17 protein-coding genes and 1 tRNA gene are annotated in these 22,160 nt (G+C 30.5%); 12 read left to right on the top strand and 6 right to left on the bottom strand.

Translation table 11 applies throughout. The features are described 5' to 3' along the window. The first annotated feature begins 157 nt into the window (after positions 1–157). Both BX611_RS12085 and BX611_RS12080 read left to right on the top strand, forming a co-directional pair. Positions 158–1,027: a sensor histidine kinase gene (locus tag BX611_RS12085; protein ID WP_162880052.1), complete on the top strand. Its 870-nt coding sequence runs from the start codon at positions 158–160 to the stop codon at positions 1,025–1,027. Then, the gene (locus tag BX611_RS12080) at positions 1,024–1,725 is read left to right on the top strand and encodes a LytR/AlgR family response regulator transcription factor (RefSeq protein WP_115881602.1); all 702 of its coding nucleotides are present in this window, start codon (positions 1,024–1,026) and stop codon (positions 1,723–1,725) included. Before BX611_RS12085 ends, BX611_RS12080 begins: the two co-directional genes overlap by 4 nt. Positions 1,726–1,737: 12 nt before the next feature. Here BX611_RS12080 and cydB read toward each other — a convergent pair whose 3' ends face one another. Beyond that, positions 1,738–2,814, bottom strand: coding sequence for a cytochrome d ubiquinol oxidase subunit II (gene cydB, locus BX611_RS12075; RefSeq protein ID WP_115881600.1), 1,077 nt, complete (start codon positions 2,812–2,814; stop codon positions 1,738–1,740). A gap of 1 nt (position 2,815) precedes the next feature. Next, positions 2,816–4,150 (bottom strand): cytochrome ubiquinol oxidase subunit I, encoded by a 1,335-nt coding sequence (locus BX611_RS12070; RefSeq protein WP_115881598.1) that lies wholly within the window; start codon positions 4,148–4,150, stop codon positions 2,816–2,818. Between the two features lie 327 nt (positions 4,151–4,477). Between BX611_RS12070 and BX611_RS12065 the strand changes: the two genes are divergently transcribed. Then, positions 4,478–4,708: an anion permease gene (locus BX611_RS12065; RefSeq protein WP_115881596.1), complete on the top strand. Its 231-nt coding sequence runs from the start codon at positions 4,478–4,480 to the stop codon at positions 4,706–4,708. Positions 4,709–4,864: 156 nt separating this feature from the next. Here BX611_RS12065 and der read toward each other — a convergent pair whose 3' ends face one another. Next, the gene (der, locus tag BX611_RS12060; protein ID WP_115881578.1) at positions 4,865–6,166 is read right to left on the bottom strand and encodes a ribosome biogenesis GTPase Der; all 1,302 of its coding nucleotides are present in this window, start codon (positions 6,164–6,166) and stop codon (positions 4,865–4,867) included. A gap of 124 nt (positions 6,167–6,290) precedes the next feature. Between der and BX611_RS12055 the strand changes: the two genes are divergently transcribed. Next, positions 6,291–6,794: an ABC transporter ATP-binding protein gene (locus BX611_RS12055; RefSeq protein WP_115881576.1), complete on the top strand. Its 504-nt coding sequence runs from the start codon at positions 6,291–6,293 to the stop codon at positions 6,792–6,794. An 82-nt stretch (positions 6,795–6,876) separates the two neighbouring features. Here BX611_RS12055 and era read toward each other — a convergent pair whose 3' ends face one another. Then, complete coding sequence (gene era, locus BX611_RS12050; protein WP_115881574.1) at positions 6,877–7,758, bottom strand: GTPase Era; 882 nt, start codon at positions 7,756–7,758, stop codon at positions 6,877–6,879. Between the two features lie 96 nt (positions 7,759–7,854). On the opposite strand from era, the gene BX611_RS12045 reads away from it, so the two are divergent. Together BX611_RS12045 and gndA are read left to right on the top strand one after the other, a co-directional pair. Further along, a tRNA-Met gene (locus tag BX611_RS12045) sits at positions 7,855–7,927 on the top strand. Between the two features lie 340 nt (positions 7,928–8,267). Next, entirely contained in the window at positions 8,268–10,154 is a 1,887-nt protein-coding gene (gene gndA / locus BX611_RS12040) for an NADP-dependent phosphogluconate dehydrogenase (RefSeq protein WP_240324999.1), read from the top strand. A gap of 66 nt (positions 10,155–10,220) precedes the next feature. Here the strand turns inward: gndA and BX611_RS12035 are convergent, their stop codons facing one another. Beyond that, the gene (locus BX611_RS12035) at positions 10,221–11,081 is read right to left on the bottom strand and encodes a sigma-70 family RNA polymerase sigma factor (protein WP_115881569.1); all 861 of its coding nucleotides are present in this window, start codon (positions 11,079–11,081) and stop codon (positions 10,221–10,223) included. Between the two features lie 231 nt (positions 11,082–11,312). After that, complete coding sequence (locus tag BX611_RS12030) at positions 11,313–12,002, bottom strand: NUDIX hydrolase (protein WP_115881567.1); 690 nt, start codon at positions 12,000–12,002, stop codon at positions 11,313–11,315. 178 nt (positions 12,003–12,180) lie between these two features. Between BX611_RS12030 and BX611_RS12025 the strand changes: the two genes are divergently transcribed. From BX611_RS12025 to BX611_RS12000, 6 genes are all read left to right on the top strand, one after another. Further along, the gene (locus BX611_RS12025; protein WP_162880051.1) at positions 12,181–15,225 is read left to right on the top strand and encodes a SusC/RagA family TonB-linked outer membrane protein; all 3,045 of its coding nucleotides are present in this window, start codon (positions 12,181–12,183) and stop codon (positions 15,223–15,225) included. Positions 15,226–15,258: 33 nt separating this feature from the next. Continuing rightward, entirely contained in the window at positions 15,259–16,821 is a 1,563-nt protein-coding gene (locus BX611_RS12020; RefSeq protein ID WP_115881563.1) for a RagB/SusD family nutrient uptake outer membrane protein, read from the top strand. Positions 16,822–16,970: 149 nt separating this feature from the next. Then, positions 16,971–18,470 (top strand): alpha-N-arabinofuranosidase, encoded by a 1,500-nt coding sequence (locus tag BX611_RS12015; protein ID WP_240324998.1) that lies wholly within the window; start codon positions 16,971–16,973, stop codon positions 18,468–18,470. A gap of 10 nt (positions 18,471–18,480) precedes the next feature. After that, on the top strand, positions 18,481–20,085 hold the full coding sequence (locus BX611_RS12010) for an arabinan endo-1,5-alpha-L-arabinosidase (protein ID WP_115881561.1): 1,605 nt from the start codon (positions 18,481–18,483) through the stop codon (positions 20,083–20,085). Between the two features lie 54 nt (positions 20,086–20,139). Continuing rightward, a complete protein-coding gene (locus BX611_RS12005; RefSeq protein WP_115881559.1) occupies positions 20,140–21,132 on the top strand; it encodes a glycoside hydrolase family 43 protein in 993 nt (330 codons plus the stop codon). 15 nt (positions 21,133–21,147) lie between these two features. After that, a complete protein-coding gene (locus tag BX611_RS12000) occupies positions 21,148–22,158 on the top strand; it encodes an arabinan endo-1,5-alpha-L-arabinosidase (RefSeq protein WP_162880050.1) in 1,011 nt (336 codons plus the stop codon). The last annotated feature ends 2 nt before the right edge of the window (positions 22,159–22,160 follow it).

Here is a 22,160-nt window from a genome sequence, read left to right as displayed (position 1 = left end):
CCATATTTTATGTTGGGCTATATTTATTTCAATTAATTTACTTACTTTTTATAATCGGTTTCAAATTTTACCAAAAGATGTTAATTTTTATATTAAAATAGGAATAAATATTTTTATTTTTTACTTGAATTATAGTTTGTTAGTTCCTAAATTATTGTTGAGTAAAAGAATTCTGTTGTACGTTGCAGCTTCAGTGTCTTTTATTTTTTTCTCAGTTTATTTAAATAATTTGTTTCCCCCTCCAGAAGCATTTTTTAAGGAAATGATGGCAAATAGACCTGATTTTCCAAAGTTTGATGAGAATGTTCCAAAGTTTAGGTCAAATGATCGCATTTTTATGGGAGTTCAAGTTTTTGTTGCCTCATTACTTTTTGCTGTAGGAGCAAGTATAAAATTAGTGGTTGAATGGTATAAAAGTGAAAAGATAAAAGCATTAATTAAAAATGAGAAAGTTAATACGGAATTATCATTTTTAAAAACACAATTAAATCCTCATTTTCTATTTAACTCATTAAATAGTATTTACTCTTTAGCCAATAAAAAATCTGATAATACTACAGATGCTATTATTACATTGTCTGAATTAATGCGATATATGATTTATGAAACCAATAAAGATGTCGTTTCTCTTCAAAATGAAATTAATTATATAAAAAATTACATATCACTTCAAAATTTAAGATTGAAGGATTCCAGTGGAGTTCGGTTTAATGTTCATGGATATTTAGACTATTATATAGAGCCTTTATTGTTAATTTCATTTATAGAAAATGCTTTTAAATATGGAACAGATTATACCGGAAAAACAAATATTGTTATAAAAATAAATGTTGAGAATGGTAATTTAAATTTAAATATATCTAATTATATATCATTAAAAGAAAAGAACAATCCAAATTCAGGAATTGGAATTCAAAATATAAAAAAAAGACTGAAATTATTGTACCCAGATTCTCATACGCTAACAATTGAAGAATTAGATAATTTGTTTACTGTAGAATTGTTGCTAAAGTTAAAAAAAATATGAGGTGTTTAATTATAGATGATGAGCCATTGGCAATAGAATTATTAGAAGATTTTGTTTCTAAAGTACCAATGTTACAATTAGTTGCTAGCTGTTCTAATGCTATTGAAGCAGCATCAATTCTTCAAAACCATAAAGTTGATTTAATTTTTTCTGATATTGAAATGCCTGATTTTTCAGGAATAGAATTTATAAAGTCTTTAGATATAAAACCACTATTTATATTTACAACAGCCTATTCTCATTATGCTGTTGAAGGATTTAATTTAAATGCTGTAGATTATTTAGTAAAACCTATTCCTTTTCATCGTTTTTTAAAGGCAGTTAACAGGGCGCATGAACTGTTAATTTTAAAAACTGAAGAATCTAATATTGAAAAACCTCTTAAGCTAGTAGATTTTGTATTTGTAAAATCTGATTATGAAAACCTTAAGGTAAATTTAGATGCAATACGGTATGTTGAAGGTTTGAAGGATTATATAAAAATTTATACAGATTCTCCTAAGCCAATTTTAACGCTATGCAGTTTAAAAGCTTTTGAAGAAAAGTTAACAAAAGATTTTATTAGGGTGCACCGCTCTTTTATTGTTTCATTAAAGCACATTCATTCAGTGCAAAGAAATAGAATTTTAATAGATAGTAAACGAATTCCAATAGGTTTAAATTATAAAGATGAATTTATTAAACGCATAGAAAATTAATAATTTAAATAACTAATAATGGTCATGTTTTTCGGTTAACTTTCCTTTATAAACTCTGTGCACAAATGTGAAATAAACGAGTATTAATACAAATGCAATAATCCACCAAACCAATCCAACTTTCAATCCATAAGTTTCAGCTGAAGTAGAATAAATTGTTAAAGATTCAATTATTGAATTTGTACTTGGTATTACAACAGGGAATAAACTGGCAACTGCACTTCCAATTCCGCTAATAATAAATAAAGTTGAACTTGCAAACCCAACCCAGTTTTTAGTACTTTTTGAAGCTAAAAGCATTCCAAATAAACTAATAAAAGCTATAAAAGGCAATAAATATATTGTTGGGTGTTGCGTAAAAATTTCTTTATTGAAAGATTTTAATGCCATAAAAGCTATTAAAGAAATAAGAATTAAAACTACCAAAGCTATCCAAAGTGGTAAAATTTTAGCTTGTAATTTTTTTACAAAAGCACCTTCTGTTTTTAAAATAATCCAGTTAGCTCCATGTATAGTTAACGTTAAAACCGCAACTAAACCAATAGTAATTGTAAACCAGTCTATAACCCCGGGACGTTCAGCAAACGGAGAAAAACTCCCGTCCCATAATGGTGTAAAAAATGAATAATTGTTACTGAATTGAGCAATATTATTTTCTACACCGCCTAAATTTACACCTCTAATAATATTTCCAAAGGCAACACCAAAAAATAATGCCAATAATAAGCTAGAAATCCCAAAGCTTTTTTCCCAAGGTTTTATCCAAAGTTCGTGATTTATCAAATGTGTAAACTCAATTCCTAAAGCTCTAAAAATAAAAAACCAAAGTATCATTATTAGTGGTAAATAAAAACCACTAAAGGCTGAAGCATATAAAGTAGGGAATGAAGCAAACAAAACACCACCAGCAGCAATTAACCATACTTCGTTTCCATCCCAAAACGGACCAATAGCACGCATTACTTGTTTTTTTTCTTCTTCAGTTTTCGCAAAGAATAAATGAATTATACCAGCTCCAAAATCAAAACCATCTAACACTATATACATAACAAGCATAAAGCATAAAATAATATACCAAGTAAGTTCCATATTAGTGTGTTTTTAAAGTTGATTCTGGTCCCTTATGAACAATTTTACCAACTAAAATTAACATAATAAACCCTAAAATTAAATATAAGCCAACAAAGCCAAGTAATGTAAATAATGTATTTCCTGATGAAACATTTTCAGAAACACCATCTGTTGTTTTAAATAATCCATAAACCAAATAAGGTTGGCGACCTAATTCAGAAGTGTACCAACCAGCTGTATTAGCTATATATGGGAACGGAATTGCAAATAGAAGAATCCATAAAAACCATCGTTGTATTTCAAGTTTTTTCTTCCATAAAAGCCAAATACCTAAAAACATTATTCCTATAAAAATTGTTCCTAATCCAACCATAATATGATAGGAATAATACAAACCGGGAATATTTGTAGGCCATTCTTCTTTTGGAAAATCGTTTAATCCTTTAATTTCAGCATTCCAACGTTCGTAGGTTAAAAAACTAAGAACCTTGGGTACTTCAATTTTATTATCTAATCGTTGTTCTTTCATATTGGGTTGCCCAATTAGTACAATAGGTGCGCCCTCTTCAGATTCGAACAAACCTTCCATTGCGGCTAAAGTAACAGGTTGTTTTAGTGCAACTTGTTTTGCTAATAAATCTCCAGTAGGAAATGCAACTGAAAGTGTTGAAATTAAACCCGTAATAAGTGCTGTTTTTAAAAACAAATACCCAAATTGTTTATGCTTTTTGTTTAATAAATAAAAAGCACCAGTACCACCAACTACAAAAGAAGTTGTAACTAAAGAAGCCATTTGATTGTGGAAAAATGACGGTAACAACCAAGGGTTTCCAAAAAGGTCAGCAAAATTATTCAACACAAATTTGCCATTTGCTAAAATTTCATGTCCAACCGGATTTTGCATCCAGGAATGGGTAGCAATTATTAAATATCCACTAGCCCAAGTACCAATAAATATTAATACAGCAGTTAAAAAGTGTAGTTTTTTGCCCAATAATTTTTCTCCAAATAAAAAGAGCCCTAAAAAAGAGGATTCCAAAAAAAAGGAAAACATACCTTCCATTGCTAAAGTTTGTCCAATAATGTTACCAGTTTTTTCAGAAAATTGTGCCCAATTGGTTCCAAATTGAAACTCCATTGGAATACCAGTTACAACACCCATTCCAAAGTTAATGGCAAATATTTTAGCCCAAAATTTAGCCGACTCATTGTAAATCAGGGTATTTGTTTTGAGGTAAAGCCCTTTATACAAAACAATAATTAATGCCAATCCCATAGTTAGTTGCGGAAACAGGTAATGGTAAGTTATTGTGAAAGCAAATTGTAATCTACCATATAATAAAGCATCATCCATTAGTGAAGTTTTAGAATTTTGAAATAAAAATTTTAATCAAAATTACAATTAATAAAACGAAGTTATGTAAGTAAAATAACATATTTAAGCTGTTTTTTAAGGTTGGTTTTGAAATAAAAATCATAATATATACTGGGAATGAATTAGATGAAAATATAAGAAAACTACATTTTAATTTTACCAGTTCATAAATTGATATTTATCGGTAGGATCATTAATTGCAGCTTTTCCGGAGGCACTTATTTTAATGATATTTGGCGGGGTTTTGGGACTAAATTTATTTTTCAAAATAAAAAAGAAAACCAAAAACCTTTAATAGAAGGTTGAATGGAAACTTTAAAAGTTGAGTTAAATAAATTGGGTAAAGTTTTATTTAATAAAATAAAATCTATTGTTATATTTCTGTCAATTTTGGCATTATGGGTAACCAATAAATACTACGGAATAAGTCCTTTTGTTGTGGTATTTATGGGAGCTATTATTGCATTGCTATCAAAAATTGGAATTGTTGCTTGGAATGATGTTGATATTCCTTGGCTTTACCAGTTGCATTTTTAATTGCACATGTCTATACCTTACCATTTAATAATAAACCTGGATTATTGCTGTATTCAACTAACCATTATAGCATGGTTTTTATCCATTTTAATGGCAATGGCTTACTTTAAATGGTTAGATGTTATACCTAATGGACTCTTTTAGAAAACTGAAATATTATTTTTGTCTAAAATAAATTACAATTGGCACTCCGCTAAAATCATACAATTCACGTAATTTGTTTTCAACAAAGCGTTTGTAAGGATCTCTAATATATTGAGGTAAATTACAGAAGAAAACAAACTGAGGTGTTGGAGTTGGTAATTGCATGCAATACTTAATTTTTACAAATTTACCTTTATATGCAGGTGGTGAATTTTGTTTCACAATTTCCAACATAGTTTCATTTAACTTACTTGTTGGAATGCGTTTTTTTCTGTTTTCAAAAACTTCAACAGCAGTTTCAATTGCTTTAAAAATACGTTGTTTTGTTAATGTACTAATAAATATAATTGGTACATCAGTAAATGGTGCAATCTCTCTTCTTACTTGAGCTTCAAAATCACGCATTGTATTGGTTTCTTTTTCAATAAGATCCCATTTATTTACTAAAATTATAATTCCTTTTTTATTTTTTTCTGCCAGCCAAAAAATATTTTCATCTTGACCTTCAAAACCACGTGTAGCATCCAATACTAAAATTGCAACATCACAATGTTCAATGGCTCTTACAGCTCTCATAACCGTATAAAATTCTAAATCTTCTTTAACTTTAGATTTTTTTCGAATTCCAGCAGTATCAACTAGATTAAAATCAAACCCAAAACGATTGTATTTTGTATCGATAGAATCTCGTGTTGTACCTGCAATATCTGTTACAACAAATCTGTTTTCACCAATTAGAGCATTTATAAATGACGATTTTCCTGCGTTTGGTCTTCCAACAACTGCGAATCTTGGCAATACACTTTCTTCTTCAACGTCATCTTCTAATTTTTCAGCTAATGCATCTAATAATTCACCAGTTCCACTTCCGTTTATAGATGAAATAGTAAAATAATCACCTAATCCAAGATTGTAAAATTCAACAGCATCAGCATCTCTCATGGCATTGTCAACTTTATTAACAGCCATTAATATTGGTTTTTTTACTTTACGTAAAAGTTTAGCAACTTCAGAATCCATTGGTGTAATACCTTGCTCAACATCAACTACAAATATTATGATATCGGCTTCTTCAATAGCTAATTGCACTTGTTTTCTAATTTCTTCTTCAAAAATATCATCAGAACCTACAGCATATCCACCAGTATCAATAACAGAAAATTCTTTTCCATTCCAATCACTTTTTCCATAATGTCTGTCACGTGTTACACCACTAACAGAGTCTACAATAGCTTCTCTGCGTTGTACTAAACGGTTAAATAAAGTTGATTTTCCAACATTAGGTCTTCCTACAATGGCTACAATATTGCTCATAAAATTCGTCTTGAAATTTTTTGCAAAAGTAAGCAATTTAAATTTGAATTTTAAAGTATTACTAATTCAAAATTAGACATTTGGTAAATTTTAGTATATTTCAAAACTCAACTAACTAACTTGAATGGAAGAACATAAAAATAGTGATATACATTTACGCCCAAGATTTAAAATGGGTTTTGATGAAAGTCAGGACTGTTTAATTTCAAAATTTGAAGATAATTTAAAGGATGGAAATTGTAAATATTGTAGTAAAATTGTTGATGGGCACATTGTTATAGATGTGCCGGTGGGCGAAAATCATTTTTGGTCTCCTCAGTTAAATATTGAAATAGAAAAGATTGATTCTGAAAAAACAATTGTAAAAGGATTGTTTGGACCTAAGCCCCAAGTGTGGACGCTATTTATGTTTTTTCATTTTGCAGTAGCAGTTGCATTTATTGGTTTTGCAGTAATGGCATATGTACAATGGAGTTTAAAATCGGACTATACATTTTCTTTAATTATGGTAATTGCTTTACCGGTTTTATGGATTGTAATGTACTTTTTAGGTAGCGTTGGTAAAAGAAAAGGACATAAGCAAATGGATGAGCTTTATGAGTTTATGATGAAAACCTTGGAAAAATAAAGTTTATAATTTTTTCATACTATTTAATTAAGGTTTATTTTAAAAAAATGATTATTTTTTTTGAAATAAATTAAAAGAGCGTTTATTCGTTATACCCAAATCGGCGTAATTGACGCTTGTCATTTCTCCAGTTTTTATTCACTTTTACATATAATTCCAAATGAATTTTTTTACCAAAAAATTTTTCTAAGTCCTTTCTGGATTCAATGCCAACTCGTTTTAAAGCTGCACCTTTATGACCAATAATAATCCCTTTTTGAGTTTCTCGTTCAACCATAATTACAGAGCGAATTTTAATGATTTTATCACTTTCAAAAAACTCTTCTGTATCTACTTCAACAGCATATGGGATTTCCTTTTTGTAATGCAATAATATTTTTTCGCGAATAGCTTCATTTACAAAAAAACGTTCTGGTTTATCGGTTAATTGATCTTTAGGATAAAATGCTGGTGATTCAGGTAATACTTCAATAATTCTATCAAAAACTCCTTGTATGTTAAAATTTTCAAGTGCTGAAATTAAAAAAACTTCAGCATTTGGAACTTTTTCTTTCCAGTAAAGTAATTTTTCTTCAACTTCTTCTTGAGAAGATTTGTCAATTTTATTAATTAACAGTAAGACTGGGATTTTTGAGTTTGTAATTTTATTGAAAAACTTTTCATCTTTTAATTCTTTCTCACCAATTTCAACCATATAAATAAGCACATCGGCATCTTCAAAAGCTGATTTTACAAAATCCATCATAGATTCCTGTAATTCATAGGCCGGTTTAATGATTCCTGGTGTATCAGAAAAAAGAATTTGAAAATCATCGCCATTTACAATTCCTAAAATTCTATGACGTGTTGTTTGTGCTTTTGAAGTGATTATTGATAAGCGTTCACCAACAAATGCATTCATTAATGTTGATTTACCCACGTTTGGATTTCCAATAATATTTACAAAACCTGCTTTATGCTTCATTTTCAGTGTTTAAGTTGCAAAGGTAAAACTAAATTATTTTTTAATTGAACTAAGTGTTTGTTTTTTTGAAAAAAGATGTATCTTTGCAATCCAAATCGCGGGGTAGAGCAGTAGGTAGCTCGTCGGGCTCATAACCCGAAGGTCGCTGGTTCGAGTCCAGTCCCCGCTACTATAGGAGCTTCAGTTTTTGCTGAGGCTTTTTTTATGTCTTAATTTTATTAAAAAAGATGAAAATAGATTCAGAGTTGTGGAATATTTTTAAATTTTATTTCTAGAAACAATTTTTGCTTTTCGACGCTTCAAATTCAATAAGAGTGTTTTTATTTGTAGTTATGTTCTTTTTCTTATTTCATTTTAAAATGCTTTATTGATAGATATTTTATTAAATTTTTGTAAAATATATAGTTTAATAATAAATATACATATACTTGGTAAACCAATTTGTATTTCAAGTTAAAATTGAAAATAGAGATGGTAATTAGTAGTTTTACAGTAAAATAAGGTGTGTAGTGGATAAAAAATATGTGATTTACGTTATGGGCGTTTCGGGTTGTGGTAAAACAACTATTGGTAAGCTTTTAGCAGAAGAGTTTAAACTTCCTTTTTTTGATGGAGATGATTTTCATCCTAAAAATAATATCAAAAAAATGTCAGAAGGAAAGCCTTTAAATGATGCTGATAGAGAAGGATGGTTGCAAATACTTAATAAACTTGCGGTAGCACAATTTCAAGATAAAGGATGTGTTATTGCTTGTTCAGCATTAAAAGAAAGTTATAGGACTATTTTAAATTCTAACTTAGAATCAAATGTAAAATGGGTATACTTAAATGGTACTTTTAATGAAATTTACAGTAGAGTTTCTAAACGTAAAAATCATTTTATGCCACCAGAATTATTGAAATCACAATTTGAAATATTAGAAACTCCAAGAAATTGCATAGAAGTATGTATAACTAAAACCCCTTTAGAAATTATTAAAACAATAAAAGATAGTATGAAAAGTAAATTTGGTTTATTTGGATTGGGTGTTATGGGGAAAAGTCTGTGTAGAAATTTGGCTAAAAATGGTTTTGAAATTTCTATGTTTAATAGGCATGTTGATGGTGTTGAAGAAAATGTTGCTATTAATTTTAAAAATGAGTTTAAAGAACTATCGGAAGCACAACCATTTGATACTATTAGCGATTTTGTAAACTCATTGCAAACACCACGAAAAATTATGCTTATGGTAAATGCAGGTAAAATAATTGATTTAGTTATTGATGATTTATTACCTCATTTAAGCGAAGGAGATATTCTAATTGATGGTGGAAATTCTAACTATAAAAAGACTAAAGAAAGAGCAGGTTATTTAAAATCTAAAAACATCCATTTTATTGGAGCCGGTGTTTCAGGTGGAGAAGAAGGAGCTTTAAAGGGACCTTCAATTATGCCGGGAGGAGATAAAGAGGTTTATAAAATGGTTGCTCCATTTTTAAATGCAATTTCAGCGAAAGATAAAAACAATTTACCTTGTTGTACCTATATTGGACCTGAAGGAAGTGGCCATTTTGTTAAAATGGTTCATAATGGAATTGAATATGCAGAAATGCAGTTATTGGCTGAGGTTTATGATATTTTAAGAACAAATGGAAATAATCCTAGTGAAATTGCTGCTATTTTAGAAGGTTGGCAATCTAGTGCAAATAGTTACTTATTAGAAATTACGGTAGCTATTTTACAAAAAAAAGAAGGAAATGATTGGTTGGTTGAAAAAATAATGGATAAGGCAGGCAATAAAGGCACTGGTAACTGGGCTACAATTGCAACTGCCGAACTAGGTGTACCAAGTTCATTAATTTCCTCTGCATTATTTGCGCGCTATACTTCATTTTATAAAGAAGATAGGGTAAAACTTGAAGAAATATATGGTGCTAAAAACTCTCAAAAATTAAAATTAACAAATAACCAAGTGCTTGAGGCTTATCAATTTGCGAGAATAATAAATCATTATCAAGGAATTAAATTAATTTCTGAAGCATCAAAAGCTTATAATTGGGAATTGAATTTAAGTGAAATAGCTAGAGTTTGGACAAATGGTTGCATTATTAAATCTATGTTAATGCAAGATTTAGTTGAAGTTTTAAAAGAAACAAATAATATATTGGTGGCAAAAAAAATTGAGCCACAACTTAAAAAGTTTAAACCATCTATTAATAAAGTAGTATCCGAGTGCGTTTTAAACGAATTGGCTATTTCTTGCTTTAGTGAGTCTGTCAATTCTTTTAATGCTTACACAACAGCAAATTCACCAGCCAATTTAATCCAAGCGCAGCGTGATTATTTTGGAGCGCACACTTACCAAAGAGTAGATGATGAAACAGGAGTATTTTATCATACAAAATGGAATAATTAACCAATTAAACTAGGTTTGAAGAAACGATTAATGATTTATTAAAAATCTAAATCAAAAAATAATAGCCTATAAATAATTTTTTAAGATTTCACTTCTGGATAAACTTTTTAATCTTCTAATAGATTTTTCTTTAATTTGCCGCACACGTTCACGAGATAAATGAAGCATTTCTCCAATTTCTTCAAGGGTTAAGGAATGTACATTTCCTAAGCCAAAGCTTAGCTCAATTACAGTTGCTTCTTTAGGTTTAAGGGTTTGTAAAACACGTTTAATATCTATTTTTAAAGACTCATGAAGTAATTCTTTATCTGGGTCTAAAGATTTTTTTATATTTAAAACATCATAAAGATTTGAATTTTCACCAACAATTAAAGGAGCATCCATAGAGATATGACGTGAGGAATTTTTTATTGCAGTTTTTACTTCGTTTAATGGAATACTAAGAGTTTCAGAAATTTCTTCAAGTGATGGATTACGTTCATTTTTTTGTTCTAAAACGGCAACTATTTTTTTAACTTTACTAATGGAGCCTATCTTATTTAAAGGTAAACGAATAATTCGAGATTGTTCTGCTAAAGCTTGTAAAATGGATTGGCGTATCCACCAAACAGCATAAGAAATAAACTTAAAACCACGCGTTTCATCAAAACGTTTAGCAGCTTTAATTAAGCCAATATTCCCTTCATTTATTAAATCAGATAGTGCTAAACCTTGATTTTGATATTGTTTTGCAACAGATACTACAAATCTTAAATTTGTTAATGCTAACCTCTCTAAAGCTCTTTGATCTCCAGATTTTATTCTTTTTGCTAGTGCGACTTCCGCATCTGCTGAAATCATTTTCACTTTTGCAATTTCTTGAAAATATTTTTCTAAAGATGCTTCTTCTCTGTTTGTAGGTTGTTTTATAATTTTAAGCTGCCTCATTTTATAGTTGCAAAATATTGTTAGAACTAAAAAAGTAAAATTTAGGGGGAGTTTAATTATCAAAAAAAGATTAAAAAAATCTAAAATTCAATGAGTATAATCATTAAAAAAAATGATTCTTATCACTTTTTTTAATGATAAATTTAGGGCAACATTTTAAAATAACTAAATATATAAAAAGATTCTTTTATACAAATGAGGTTCTTTTATGCCGGAAGTTTTTTACGATGTTTATAATTTCAAATAAAAATTATCCATTAATTTTTCATCATATTTTTTCTGATCAAATCTATAAAGAAAAGAGCCTTTTGTAGAAGATGTCATATCTTTTTCTTTTAATTTAATTAAAATATCCAGAGAATTTATTTTATTAATGAAGTTTCTTTTATCAAGATCTTTATTTAAAATAGCTTCATATAATTTTTGGAGTTGTCGCATGGTAAATTTTTCAGGCAATAGCTCAAATCCAATAGGTTTTATAGATGCTCTTCTTTGTAATCTTCTAATAGCTTTAGCTAGCATTTCATTATGGTCAAAAATAAGTTTTGGAGCTTTTGATAGGCTAAACCATTTTGCATTGTAATTCTCAATAAGTTCTTTATTATGGTTTTCAATATTAATTAACGCAAAATAAGAAACAGAAACAGTTCTTTCTTTAGGATCTCGATCAACTTCACTAAATGCGTAAAATTGTTCCATATAAATATTATGTACACCTGTTAACCTGTGTAATATTCTACTAGCAGCATCATCTAGTGTTTCTTGGTTTTTTAAAAAACCACCTATTAAGGACCATTTACCTTTTTCCGGTTCAAAGTCCCTTTTAATAAGTAAAATTTTAAGATCTTCATTGTCAAAACCAAAGATAATACAATCTACAGCAACTAAAACTTTATCTTCGGCATTATACCCGTTTAACATATCAGCTATTTTGCGCTAATATATAAACTTCCATAAAATATTCATAATATATAAGGTCTTGTTTATTAAATAAGTGTGAAATAAACATTTCTTTGTTAAAAATTAGGAAATGTTATTTTTTTTTTATTATTTTACAAATGTGAAAATTACACTTATAAATTATTTAAACCAAATTAGTATGATAGCAATTAAACAATTATTTTTTAATTACAAGTTGCATTGGCCTCTAAAAGAAGGGCTTATGGCATTAGTAATTATGTTTATGTGTACAAATAACCTTTTAGCTCAGCAAAATAAGGTTATTGATGGAATTGTTACATCTGTAAATGAGGGAATCCCATTGCCAGGTGTAAATGTGTTAGTTAAAGGAACTACAAATGGAGTTGTAACTGACTTTAATGGTAAGTATTCTATTAATGCATCTGCAACAGATGTATTAGTATTTTCTTATGTAGGTTTTAAAGTAAAAGAAGTAGCAGTTGGAAGTGTTACTCAAGTTAATGTTGCTTTACAAGAAGATACCCAATCTTTAGATGAAGTTGTTGTAGTTGGTTACGGTACACAACGAAAATCTGATTTAACAGGTGCTGTTAGCGTTGTTGATGTTGATGAGGCTAAAAAAACTGTTTCTTATGATGTTGGAAAAATGTTGCAAGGTAGAGTTGCGGGTGTTACCGTACAATCCTCAGGTGAACCAGGAGGTTTTGTAAACATTAAAATTAGGGGTATTACTTCATTTAATAATAACAATCCATTGTTTGTAATTGACGGAATGATTGTTGATTCTCCTTATGATTTTGCACCGGGAGAAATTGAATCTATGCAGGTTTTAAAAGATGCTTCTTCTGCAGCCATTTATGGTGTTAGAGGTGCAAATGGGGTAATTATTATTACTACCAAAAAAGGAAAAACAGGAAAAATTGATTTAAGATATAAATCTGTTGTTGGATTTCAAAATGTACCTAAAAAACTTTCATTAACTGATAGAGTTGGTTACCAAAACATTACAAGTGCAGCAGAACTAAATGCAGGTTTAACAGTGGTGCCAGGTAATGATTCTTCAAGCCCTTTATTTATTGATAATGTAGATACAGATTGGCAGGATGCAGCTTATGAAACAGGAGTTGTTCAAAATCATTCTTTAACTTTTGCAGGTGGTGCTGAGAATTTAAACTACAGTATGAATATTGACTATTTTGACAATACAAGTTATATTAAAACGCCTCAAAAATACGAACGTTTATCAACAACCTTGAATTTAAATGGTACAAAAGGTAAGTTTAAGTATGGAGCAAAAATTGGATATACAAAATCAGATAAAGAGAGTTTTAATGAATACCTCCCAGGAACTTCATCTGTAATTCAATTGCTACAAGCAATTCCTACTATGCCTGTTTATGATGAAAATAGGTTAGGAGGATATGGTGGTGCTGATAACTTAACTCAGAGAGCTATTACCTTAAATGTTATAGGATTTAATAACTTAATTGATAATAGTAATAACCGAAATAGATTTATTGGTAATGTTTGGGGAGAACTTGAAATTATTGATGGATTAAAATATACAATTAGGGCAAGTGCTGACCAATTAGATTGGCAAACAAAGTTTTTTAATCCACCAAGTGATTTAGGTTGGTATTATTTAACTACAAATGAAGAATCTGCTTTAGATTTAACTAGTGGTAACGAAACAAGAACAATTCTTGATAATTTATTAAGTTACTCAAAGGAAATAGAAAAACATAAATTTGATGTGTTATTAGGTTGGGTTCAAGAACGTTTTGACCATAAAAACCATATTTCAAGAGGTGTTGGTTTTGAACCAGGAGAAATTAGTCATATTGAATATTCTGATGATATTTCAGCCAGAGAATATGAAAGTACAATTACTTCAATTTCATATATAAGTAGATTAAACTATTCTTATGATGACAGATATTTATTAACAGCTAATTTCAGACGTGATAAATCTTCTTTGTTCCCTTCAGAAAACAATACGGGCGATTATTTCTCTTTGTCTGGAGCTTGGAAAGTACATAATGAAAGTTTTATAACACTTCCAGAGGTAATTAATACTATGAAAGTAAGAGGGGGTTATGGACAATTAGGTAACAATACAATTGCTAACTATGGATATACAGGAACCGTAAATGGATTTGCTAGTTATGCTTTTGGAAATACATTAGCACCTGGTACAACAGCTGTTAGTCTTAAAGATCCAAATATAAAATGGGAAGATACAGAAACAATTAACGCCGCTATAGAATTAGGTTTATTAAATAATAAATTAGATTTTACAGTAGAGTATTTTGAGAAAAAATCTACAAATTTACTAGCAGATGTTCCATTACCATATTCAACTGGATCTTGGCCAGCAAGTATTACTACTAATGCAGCGGAGGTTAAAAATACTGGTTTAGAATTTGCAATTGGATATAATAATTCAGATAATGAATTTAAATATAGTGTTTCTGCAAATTTAGGAACCCTAAAAAATGAAGTGTTAAAAATAGGTTTAGATGGAAATCCAATTTATGGAGCGGGTTCTAAAACTGAAGTAGGAAGATCAATTGGTGAAATTTATGTGTATGAAGTTGAGGGTATTTTTCAAAATCAAGCAGAAATAGACGCACATGCATTTCAATCTTCTGCAGCTCCTGGAGATATTAAATACAGAGATTTAAATGATGATGGTTTAATTACAGATGAAGATAGAAGTTTTCAAGGTGTTTCAATTCCAAAATATAGCTTTGGATTAAATATGAGTGCATCTTATAAAGATTTTGACTTTTCATGTTTTTGGCAAGGTCACGGAGGAAATAAAGTGCTTAATGGAACTTACCACGATTTAATGTTAGGAGATTATGTAAATCACCATACAGATATGTTAGATTACTGGACTCCGAATAATACAGACACCGATATTCCTAGACCAATAATTGGAGATCCAAACGGAAATAACAGATTATCTAGTCGTTTTATTGAAAATGGAGATTATTTAAAACTTCAAAATATTGAAATAGGATACAATATTCCTGTTAACAATATAAATGTATTACAAAGAGCAAGAGTTTATGTTTCAGGACAAAACGTACTTACAATTAGTAAATATAAAGGTTACGATCCAGATTTTAGTAGTGACGGATTGTTTTCAAGAGGTTTTGATTTAGGTTCATTCCCAAATCCAAGAGGTTTTATGTTTGGATTAGAAGTTGACTTTTAATTAAACGATAAATAAATTTAAAAATATAAAAAAATGAAATATAACAAATTATATTATCTACTTGTTTTTCTTTCAATAATACTTGTTACTGCGAGTTGTGTTGAAGAAGCAGATTTAATTCAAGTTGATCCAAATGTAAATACTGAAGGATCATTTTGGAAAACAGACGAAGATGCACTTAAAGGTGTAAATGCTGCTTATGGTAGTTTATTAACAGATGGTACCTACATGAGAAGTACTCCTTTATTATTAGATTTAAAAGGCGACGACACAAGAAGTCAAAGTCCTTGGGGAGCAATGTTTAATGTAGGAAGATTTAACTCCAGTGTTTCTGATGCTGCAATTTATGGATGGGCTTTTGAAACCTATTATCAAGGAATCTACCGTGCGAACCAAGTATTAGAAAATGTTCCAGAAATTGAAATGGATCAAGCTTTAAAAGATAGAATAATAGGTCAGGCTCATTTTATGAGAGGATTGTTTTTTATGCATGCAGTAAAGTTGTTTAAAAGTGTTCCTTTACCAACAGATAATAGTGAAATTTATAGTGCACAAAAATCTAATGAAGAGGGTTGGGCACAAATTATTTCAGATTTTCAAATAGCTTCAGAAATGCTTCCAACATCTTATACAAGTGTTTCAGGTTTAGACGCAGGTCAAGTTGGGAGAGCAACAAAAGGTGCTGCACTAGCATATTTAGCGAAGGCATATTTGTTCACTCAAGATTTTCCAAACGCAAGAGATAACTTTAAAAAAGTGATAGATTTAAATGTATATTCTTTAGTTGCAGACTATAGAGATAACTTTACTGATGCAAATGAAAATAATTCAGAATCTGTATTTGAAGTTCAATTTAGTAGAGATGCAGGTGGTGTAGATTTAGGTTGGGGTGGTGCTCCAGCATCTGGATGGGGAAAAACTTCTGCAAGAGCAATTACTTATGGACCTAGAGGATTTGGTTGGACTGATGTACAACCAACGCAATCATTATTTAATGATTTCCATATTGAAAAAACAGTAAATGATGAAGTAGATCCAAGGTTAGATGCTACCATGTTTTATAACAAACCAGGAGGTATGATGTTGTATGGACAAGATTTTGCAACTTTTTATGGAGGAAATCAACAAGATTTAAATGATTTATTTTGTAGGAAATACCAAAATTCAGATGGAGGTCAACCAGATGAATTTGATTGGAGATCAGGAATTAATGAGCGCATAATGCGTTATGCAGATGTATTGTTAATGTACGCCGAAAGTTTAAATGAAACTGGAGCTACTGGTAATGCATATCAATACATTCAAATGGTAAGAGACCGTGTTAATTTGCCTGATTTAGAAACCACTAAGCCTGGAATGACTCAACAAGAAATGAGAGATCAAATAGCACATGAAAGGTTGTTAGAGTTTGCATTAGAAGGTCACCGTTTTGATGATATTAGAAGATGGGGATGGTTACAAAATTCTTCAAAAGTAGATTGGTTAAAATCTAGAGATTATGAGTATGATACTTATAAAGCTGGAAGAGAATATTTCCCAATTCCACAGTTAGAAATGGATAACAATCCTGGAACTATTCAAAATGAGGGATATTAAAAATATTATATTATTTGAATTTTAAATTGAGTTAATTTTTCATAAGGCAGGTTTTTTATAACTTGCCTTATGATATTAAATTAAAAGGTATGTTAAATAAAAGGCACTTTAAGTTTCTAAAAGTTTTTGTATTTCTATTTATAACTTTTATGGGTTATTCACAAAACAATACAACAACTGTAAAAATTAATTTGGATGAAACAGCTCCAATAATAAGTAAACATATTTACGGTCATTTTGCAGAACATCTTGGAAGATGTATTTATGATGGTATTTATGTTGGAGAAGATAGTAAAATACCTAATACGAATGGTGTTAGAAATGATATTATTGATGCTTTAAAAGGATTAAAAATACCTAATTTACGTTGGCCAGGAGGTTGTTTTGCCGATACATATCATTGGAAAGATGGTATTGGACCAAAAGAAGACCGGCCAGAAATGGTAAATAGATGGTGGGGAGGAGTAACAGAAGATAATAGTTTTGGAACCCATGATTTTTTAGATTTATGCGAAATCTTAGGTACAGAACCATACTTAGCTGCAAATGTTGGAAGTAGTACTGTACAGGAATTTACTGATTATTTGCAATATGTAGGACATAAAGAAGGAAGCCCAATGTCCGATTTAAGAAAAGAAAATGGAAGACCAGAACCTTGGAACGTAACATTTTGGGGTGTTGGAAATGAAATGTGGGGATGTGGTGGAAACATGACACCAGAATATTATTCGAACCTCTATAGACAATACGCTACTTTTATGACGGATTGGACTAATAGTGACAAAATGTTTAGAATTGCTTCTGGAGCAAATGTTGCAGATTATCATTGGACGGAAGTATTAATGCGTGATATTCCTAAAAATTTAATTGAAGGCGTTGCCTTACATTCTTATTCTTTTGTTGAATGGGAGAAAAAAGGCTCTTCAACAAAATTTGATGAAGCTCAGTATTTTTCTACAATGCAAACAGCTTTAAAAATGGACGAACTTATTAATAAGCATACTGCTATTATGGATAAGTACGATCCTAATAATAAAGTTGCTTTAATAGTTGATGAATGGGGTGGATGGTACGACGTTGAAGAAGGAACAAATCCAGGGTTTTTATACCAACAAAATACAATGAGAGATGCTATGATAGCTGGAACAACATTAAATATTTTTAACAACCACAGTTCCAGAGTAAAAATGGCAAATCTTGCCCAAACTGTCAACGTTTTACAAGCTGTAATTTTAACTGAAGGTGAAAAAATGTTGCTAACACCAACATACCATATTATGAAAATGTACACGGTTCATCATGATGCACAGTTATTACCATTAACTTTTGAATCGGAATTATACACTTATAATAATGAAACTTTACCAGCAATATCCGCTTCAGCTTCAAAAGATAAAAATGGATTAGTTCATATATCATTAGTTAATATTGATTCCAAAAAAGAAAACAAAATTGAAATCAATATTAAAGATTTAGGAGTTAAAAACATTACTGGAAGTATATTAAGTTCTTCAAAATTACAAGACCATAATACATTTGATAATCCAGCTAAAATTCAGCCAAAAGAATTTAAAAACTTCAAAGTTAAAAAAGGGGTTCTTGAAATAGAATTACCACCTTTTTCAGTTGTAGTTTTAGAAGCAAAATAAAATATTTAATATGAAATTCTTGAATTACTATATAAAATTAGGATCAATTTTCACTTTTTCTTTATTGATGTTTTCAATAAATAGTTGTTCAGGTGATGATAATTTAAAACCAGATCCAGAACCGGATCCAGATCCTGTTGTAGTTGTTCCAGAAACATTTCCCGGGCCAACCTATGCAGATGATTATACACCAATAGCATCTTGGAATAATCGTTCTCAATGGAATTTGGCAAATGTACACGATCCAACAGTGGCAAAAGACGGAGACTATTATTATATGTATCAAACGGATGCTTCTTATGGAAATGCTCATGATGGAAACGGACATTTTCACCACCGAAGATCAAAAGATTTGGTAAATTGGGAATACAGAGGGAGTACGATGACTAATGCTCCTGCTTGGGTAAAAGATTCATTAAATAACAAAAGAGCAAGAATGATTCCAGCTTTACCTCCAATTGAAAATCCAAATTATGGCTATTGGGCGCCATATATTCAAAAAGTAGGTACTAAATTTAGAATGTATTATAGCATTGTTGTAATAAATCCTATTGTTGGAACTGATTTTAATACGTCATGGTCCGAACGTGCATTTATTGGATTGGCTGAATCAGATGATTTAGCTTCAAATGTTTGGGAAGACAAAGGAATGGTGGTTTGTTCTGAACCAGATGGCCTAGAAACCTATACAAGAACTGGAGGCGGAGATTGGAGTGGATATTTTAAATTCAATGCTATTGATCCAAGTATGGTGATTACACCAGAAGGAGAACATTGGTTAGTTTATGGTTCCTGGCATTCAGGGATTGCTGCATTGAAATTAAATCCGGAAACAGGTAAACCAGACAAATTAGAAACTATTGATGATTATGGAATTAAAATAGCACATAGAGGAAATAGTCGCTGGCAAGCCTCTGAAGGTCCTGAAATTATTTACAATGAAGACACAGGATATTATTATTTATTTTTAGCTTATGATGAATTGTCTGTTGCCTATAATACACGTGTAGCGCGCTCTACAAGTATTACTGGCCCGTATTATGGAATTGATGGTGGTAACGTTTCTAATGGTGCTGAATCTTGGCCAATGCTAACACATCCATACAAATTTTATAACCACACAGGTTGGGTTGGGTTTTCGCATTGTTCAGTATTTCAAGATCCTCAAACTAAAGAATGGTATTATGCATCTCAGGCTCGTTTACCTGAAAATGTTCCAGGAATAAATGTTTCAAATGCAATAATGATGGGGCATGTTAGAAGTATACAATGGACTGAAGATGGTTGGCCAACAATTTCTCCTGAAAGATTTGCAGGTGTTCCAGATACTAACATTACAGAAGAAGATTTGGTTGGTACTTGGGAGCAAATTACAATGGAATATCAATACAAAACAATACAAAATTCTATTTATATTAATTTAGCAAGTGATAACAAAATAAGTGGTTCGGGTTCTTGGTCTTATGATAGTTCAAATAAAATTCTTACCATAAATAATGATAAGTTTAATGTAGAAAATGCTTGGGACTGGGAAGCTTCACCTAGAAAAAGAACTATAACTTATTCAGGTTTTACTCCGTCAGGACGCACTGTTTGGGCTAAAAAAGTTTATTAAAATTTCTTCACCTTTTTTTATTCTTTAAAATAGAAGAAATTTAAAACATAAATTATGAGAAAAATATTTTTAAGTACAATACTCGCCTCGCTTATTATAAGCTGTACAATAAATAAAACAGATAAAGTTGAAGTTTCTAAAGTTTCTGGAACGGCTGTTAAACCTTTAAAAATAAACAATCCTATTATTAAGGATAAATTTACTGCGGATGCTGCTGCTATTGTTTATAACGATAGTGTTTATTTATATGCTGGTCATGATGAAGCTCCGGACGATTTCAATTTTTATAAAATGAATGAGTGGTTGGTATATTCTTCATCAGATATGGTTAATTGGAAAGAACATCCCGTTCCTTTAAAAACTTCAGATTTTTCTTGGGCATCTGGAGATGCTTGGGCTGCTCAAGTAATTGAAAGAAATGGAAAATTTTATTGGTATGTAACGGTTGAACATGGTAGTATTCATGGAAAAGCAATAGGTGTTGCAGTTGCTGACAGTCCAATAGAACCTTTTAAAGACGCCTTAGGAAAAGCATTAATTACCAATAATATGACAACTCAAACTGATATTAGCTGGGATGATATTGATCCAACAGTTATTATTGATGATGATGGGCAGGCTTATTTATTTTGGGGGAATACAGTATGTCATTATGCGAAATTAAAAGAAAATATGATTGAATTGGACGGCCCAATAGAAACCATTGACTTGCCAAATTTTACAGAAGCACCTTGGATTCATAAAAAAGGAGATTGGTATTATTTATCATATGCATATCAATTTCCTGAAAAAATAGCCTATGCTATGAGCAAATCGATTACTGGTCCTTGGGAATTTAAAGGTATTTTAAATGAAGTTGCTGGAAACAGTAATACCAACCATCAGGCGATTATAGAGTTTAAAGGGAAAGATTATTTTATTTATCATAATGGAAGTATTCAACCGAATGGAGGAAGTTTTAGACGTTCTATTTGTATAGATAATCTATATTATAATGAAGATGGAACTATGCAGCGGATTATAATGACTTCAGAAGGAATTCAATAATTTAAAAGTTAGGATATGAAACAAATTAATAACATACAAATCGCTTTTAAAAGTATTTTATTTTTAATTTCAATTTTCATGGTATCGGCTTCTTGCGCTCAAGAAAGGCCAATTACACACGATCCTGTGGTAGCTAAACAAGGGGATACTTATTACTTATTTTGTACAGGACCTGGAATTACAAGATTTATTTCTAAAGATTTAAAAACATGGAAACAGGCAGCTCCTGTTTTTGCGGAATATCCAGAATGGGCTCTTGATGTAGCACCGGGTTTCAATGGTCATATTTGGGCACCAGATATTTCATTTCATAACAATACCTATTACTTATATTATTCTGTTTCAGCATTTGGAAAAAACACTTCAGCAATTGGTGTAACTACAAATAAAACACTAAACCCAACTGATGAAAATTACAAATGGGAGGATCAAGGAATTGTAATTCAATCAGTTCCAAACAGAGATTTATGGAATGCGATTGACCCTAATTTAATTTTTGATGAAAATAATACACCTTGGTTATCATTTGGCTCATTTTGGAGCGGATTAAAAATGGTAAAATTAAATTCAGATTTAAAATCGATTGCACAGCCGGAAGAATGGCATACCATTGCTAGACGAGATAGAGATAGCGATTTAGAAGATGACGAACCGGGAAATGCAGCGTTAGAAGGACCTTTTATCTTTAAAAAAGGTGATTATTACTATCAATTTTTGTCTTGGGATTTCTGTTGTCGTGGAGAAAATAGTACTTATAAAGTGGTGGTTGGTCGTTCAAAAAAAGTAACAGGGCCTTATGTAGATAAAGAAGGAAAAGAACTCAATAAGGGAGGTGGAACTTTAATAATAGAAGGAGATAAAAACTGGTATGGCGCTGGGCATAACAGTGCTTATACTTTTGATGGTAAAGATTATATTTTTTTCCACGGATATGATGCTAATGATAAAGGATTGCCAAAATTGAGGGTTGCTGAAATAGCATGGGATGCTGAGCTTTGGCCCGTTTTAGGAAACGAATTAGATTAAAA

Source organism: Lutibacter oceani (genome assembly GCF_003384935.1).
GTDB lineage: Bacteria > Bacteroidota > Bacteroidia > Flavobacteriales > Flavobacteriaceae > Lutibacter > Lutibacter oceani.
This window is presented reverse-complemented; position numbering and strand designations above follow the sequence as displayed.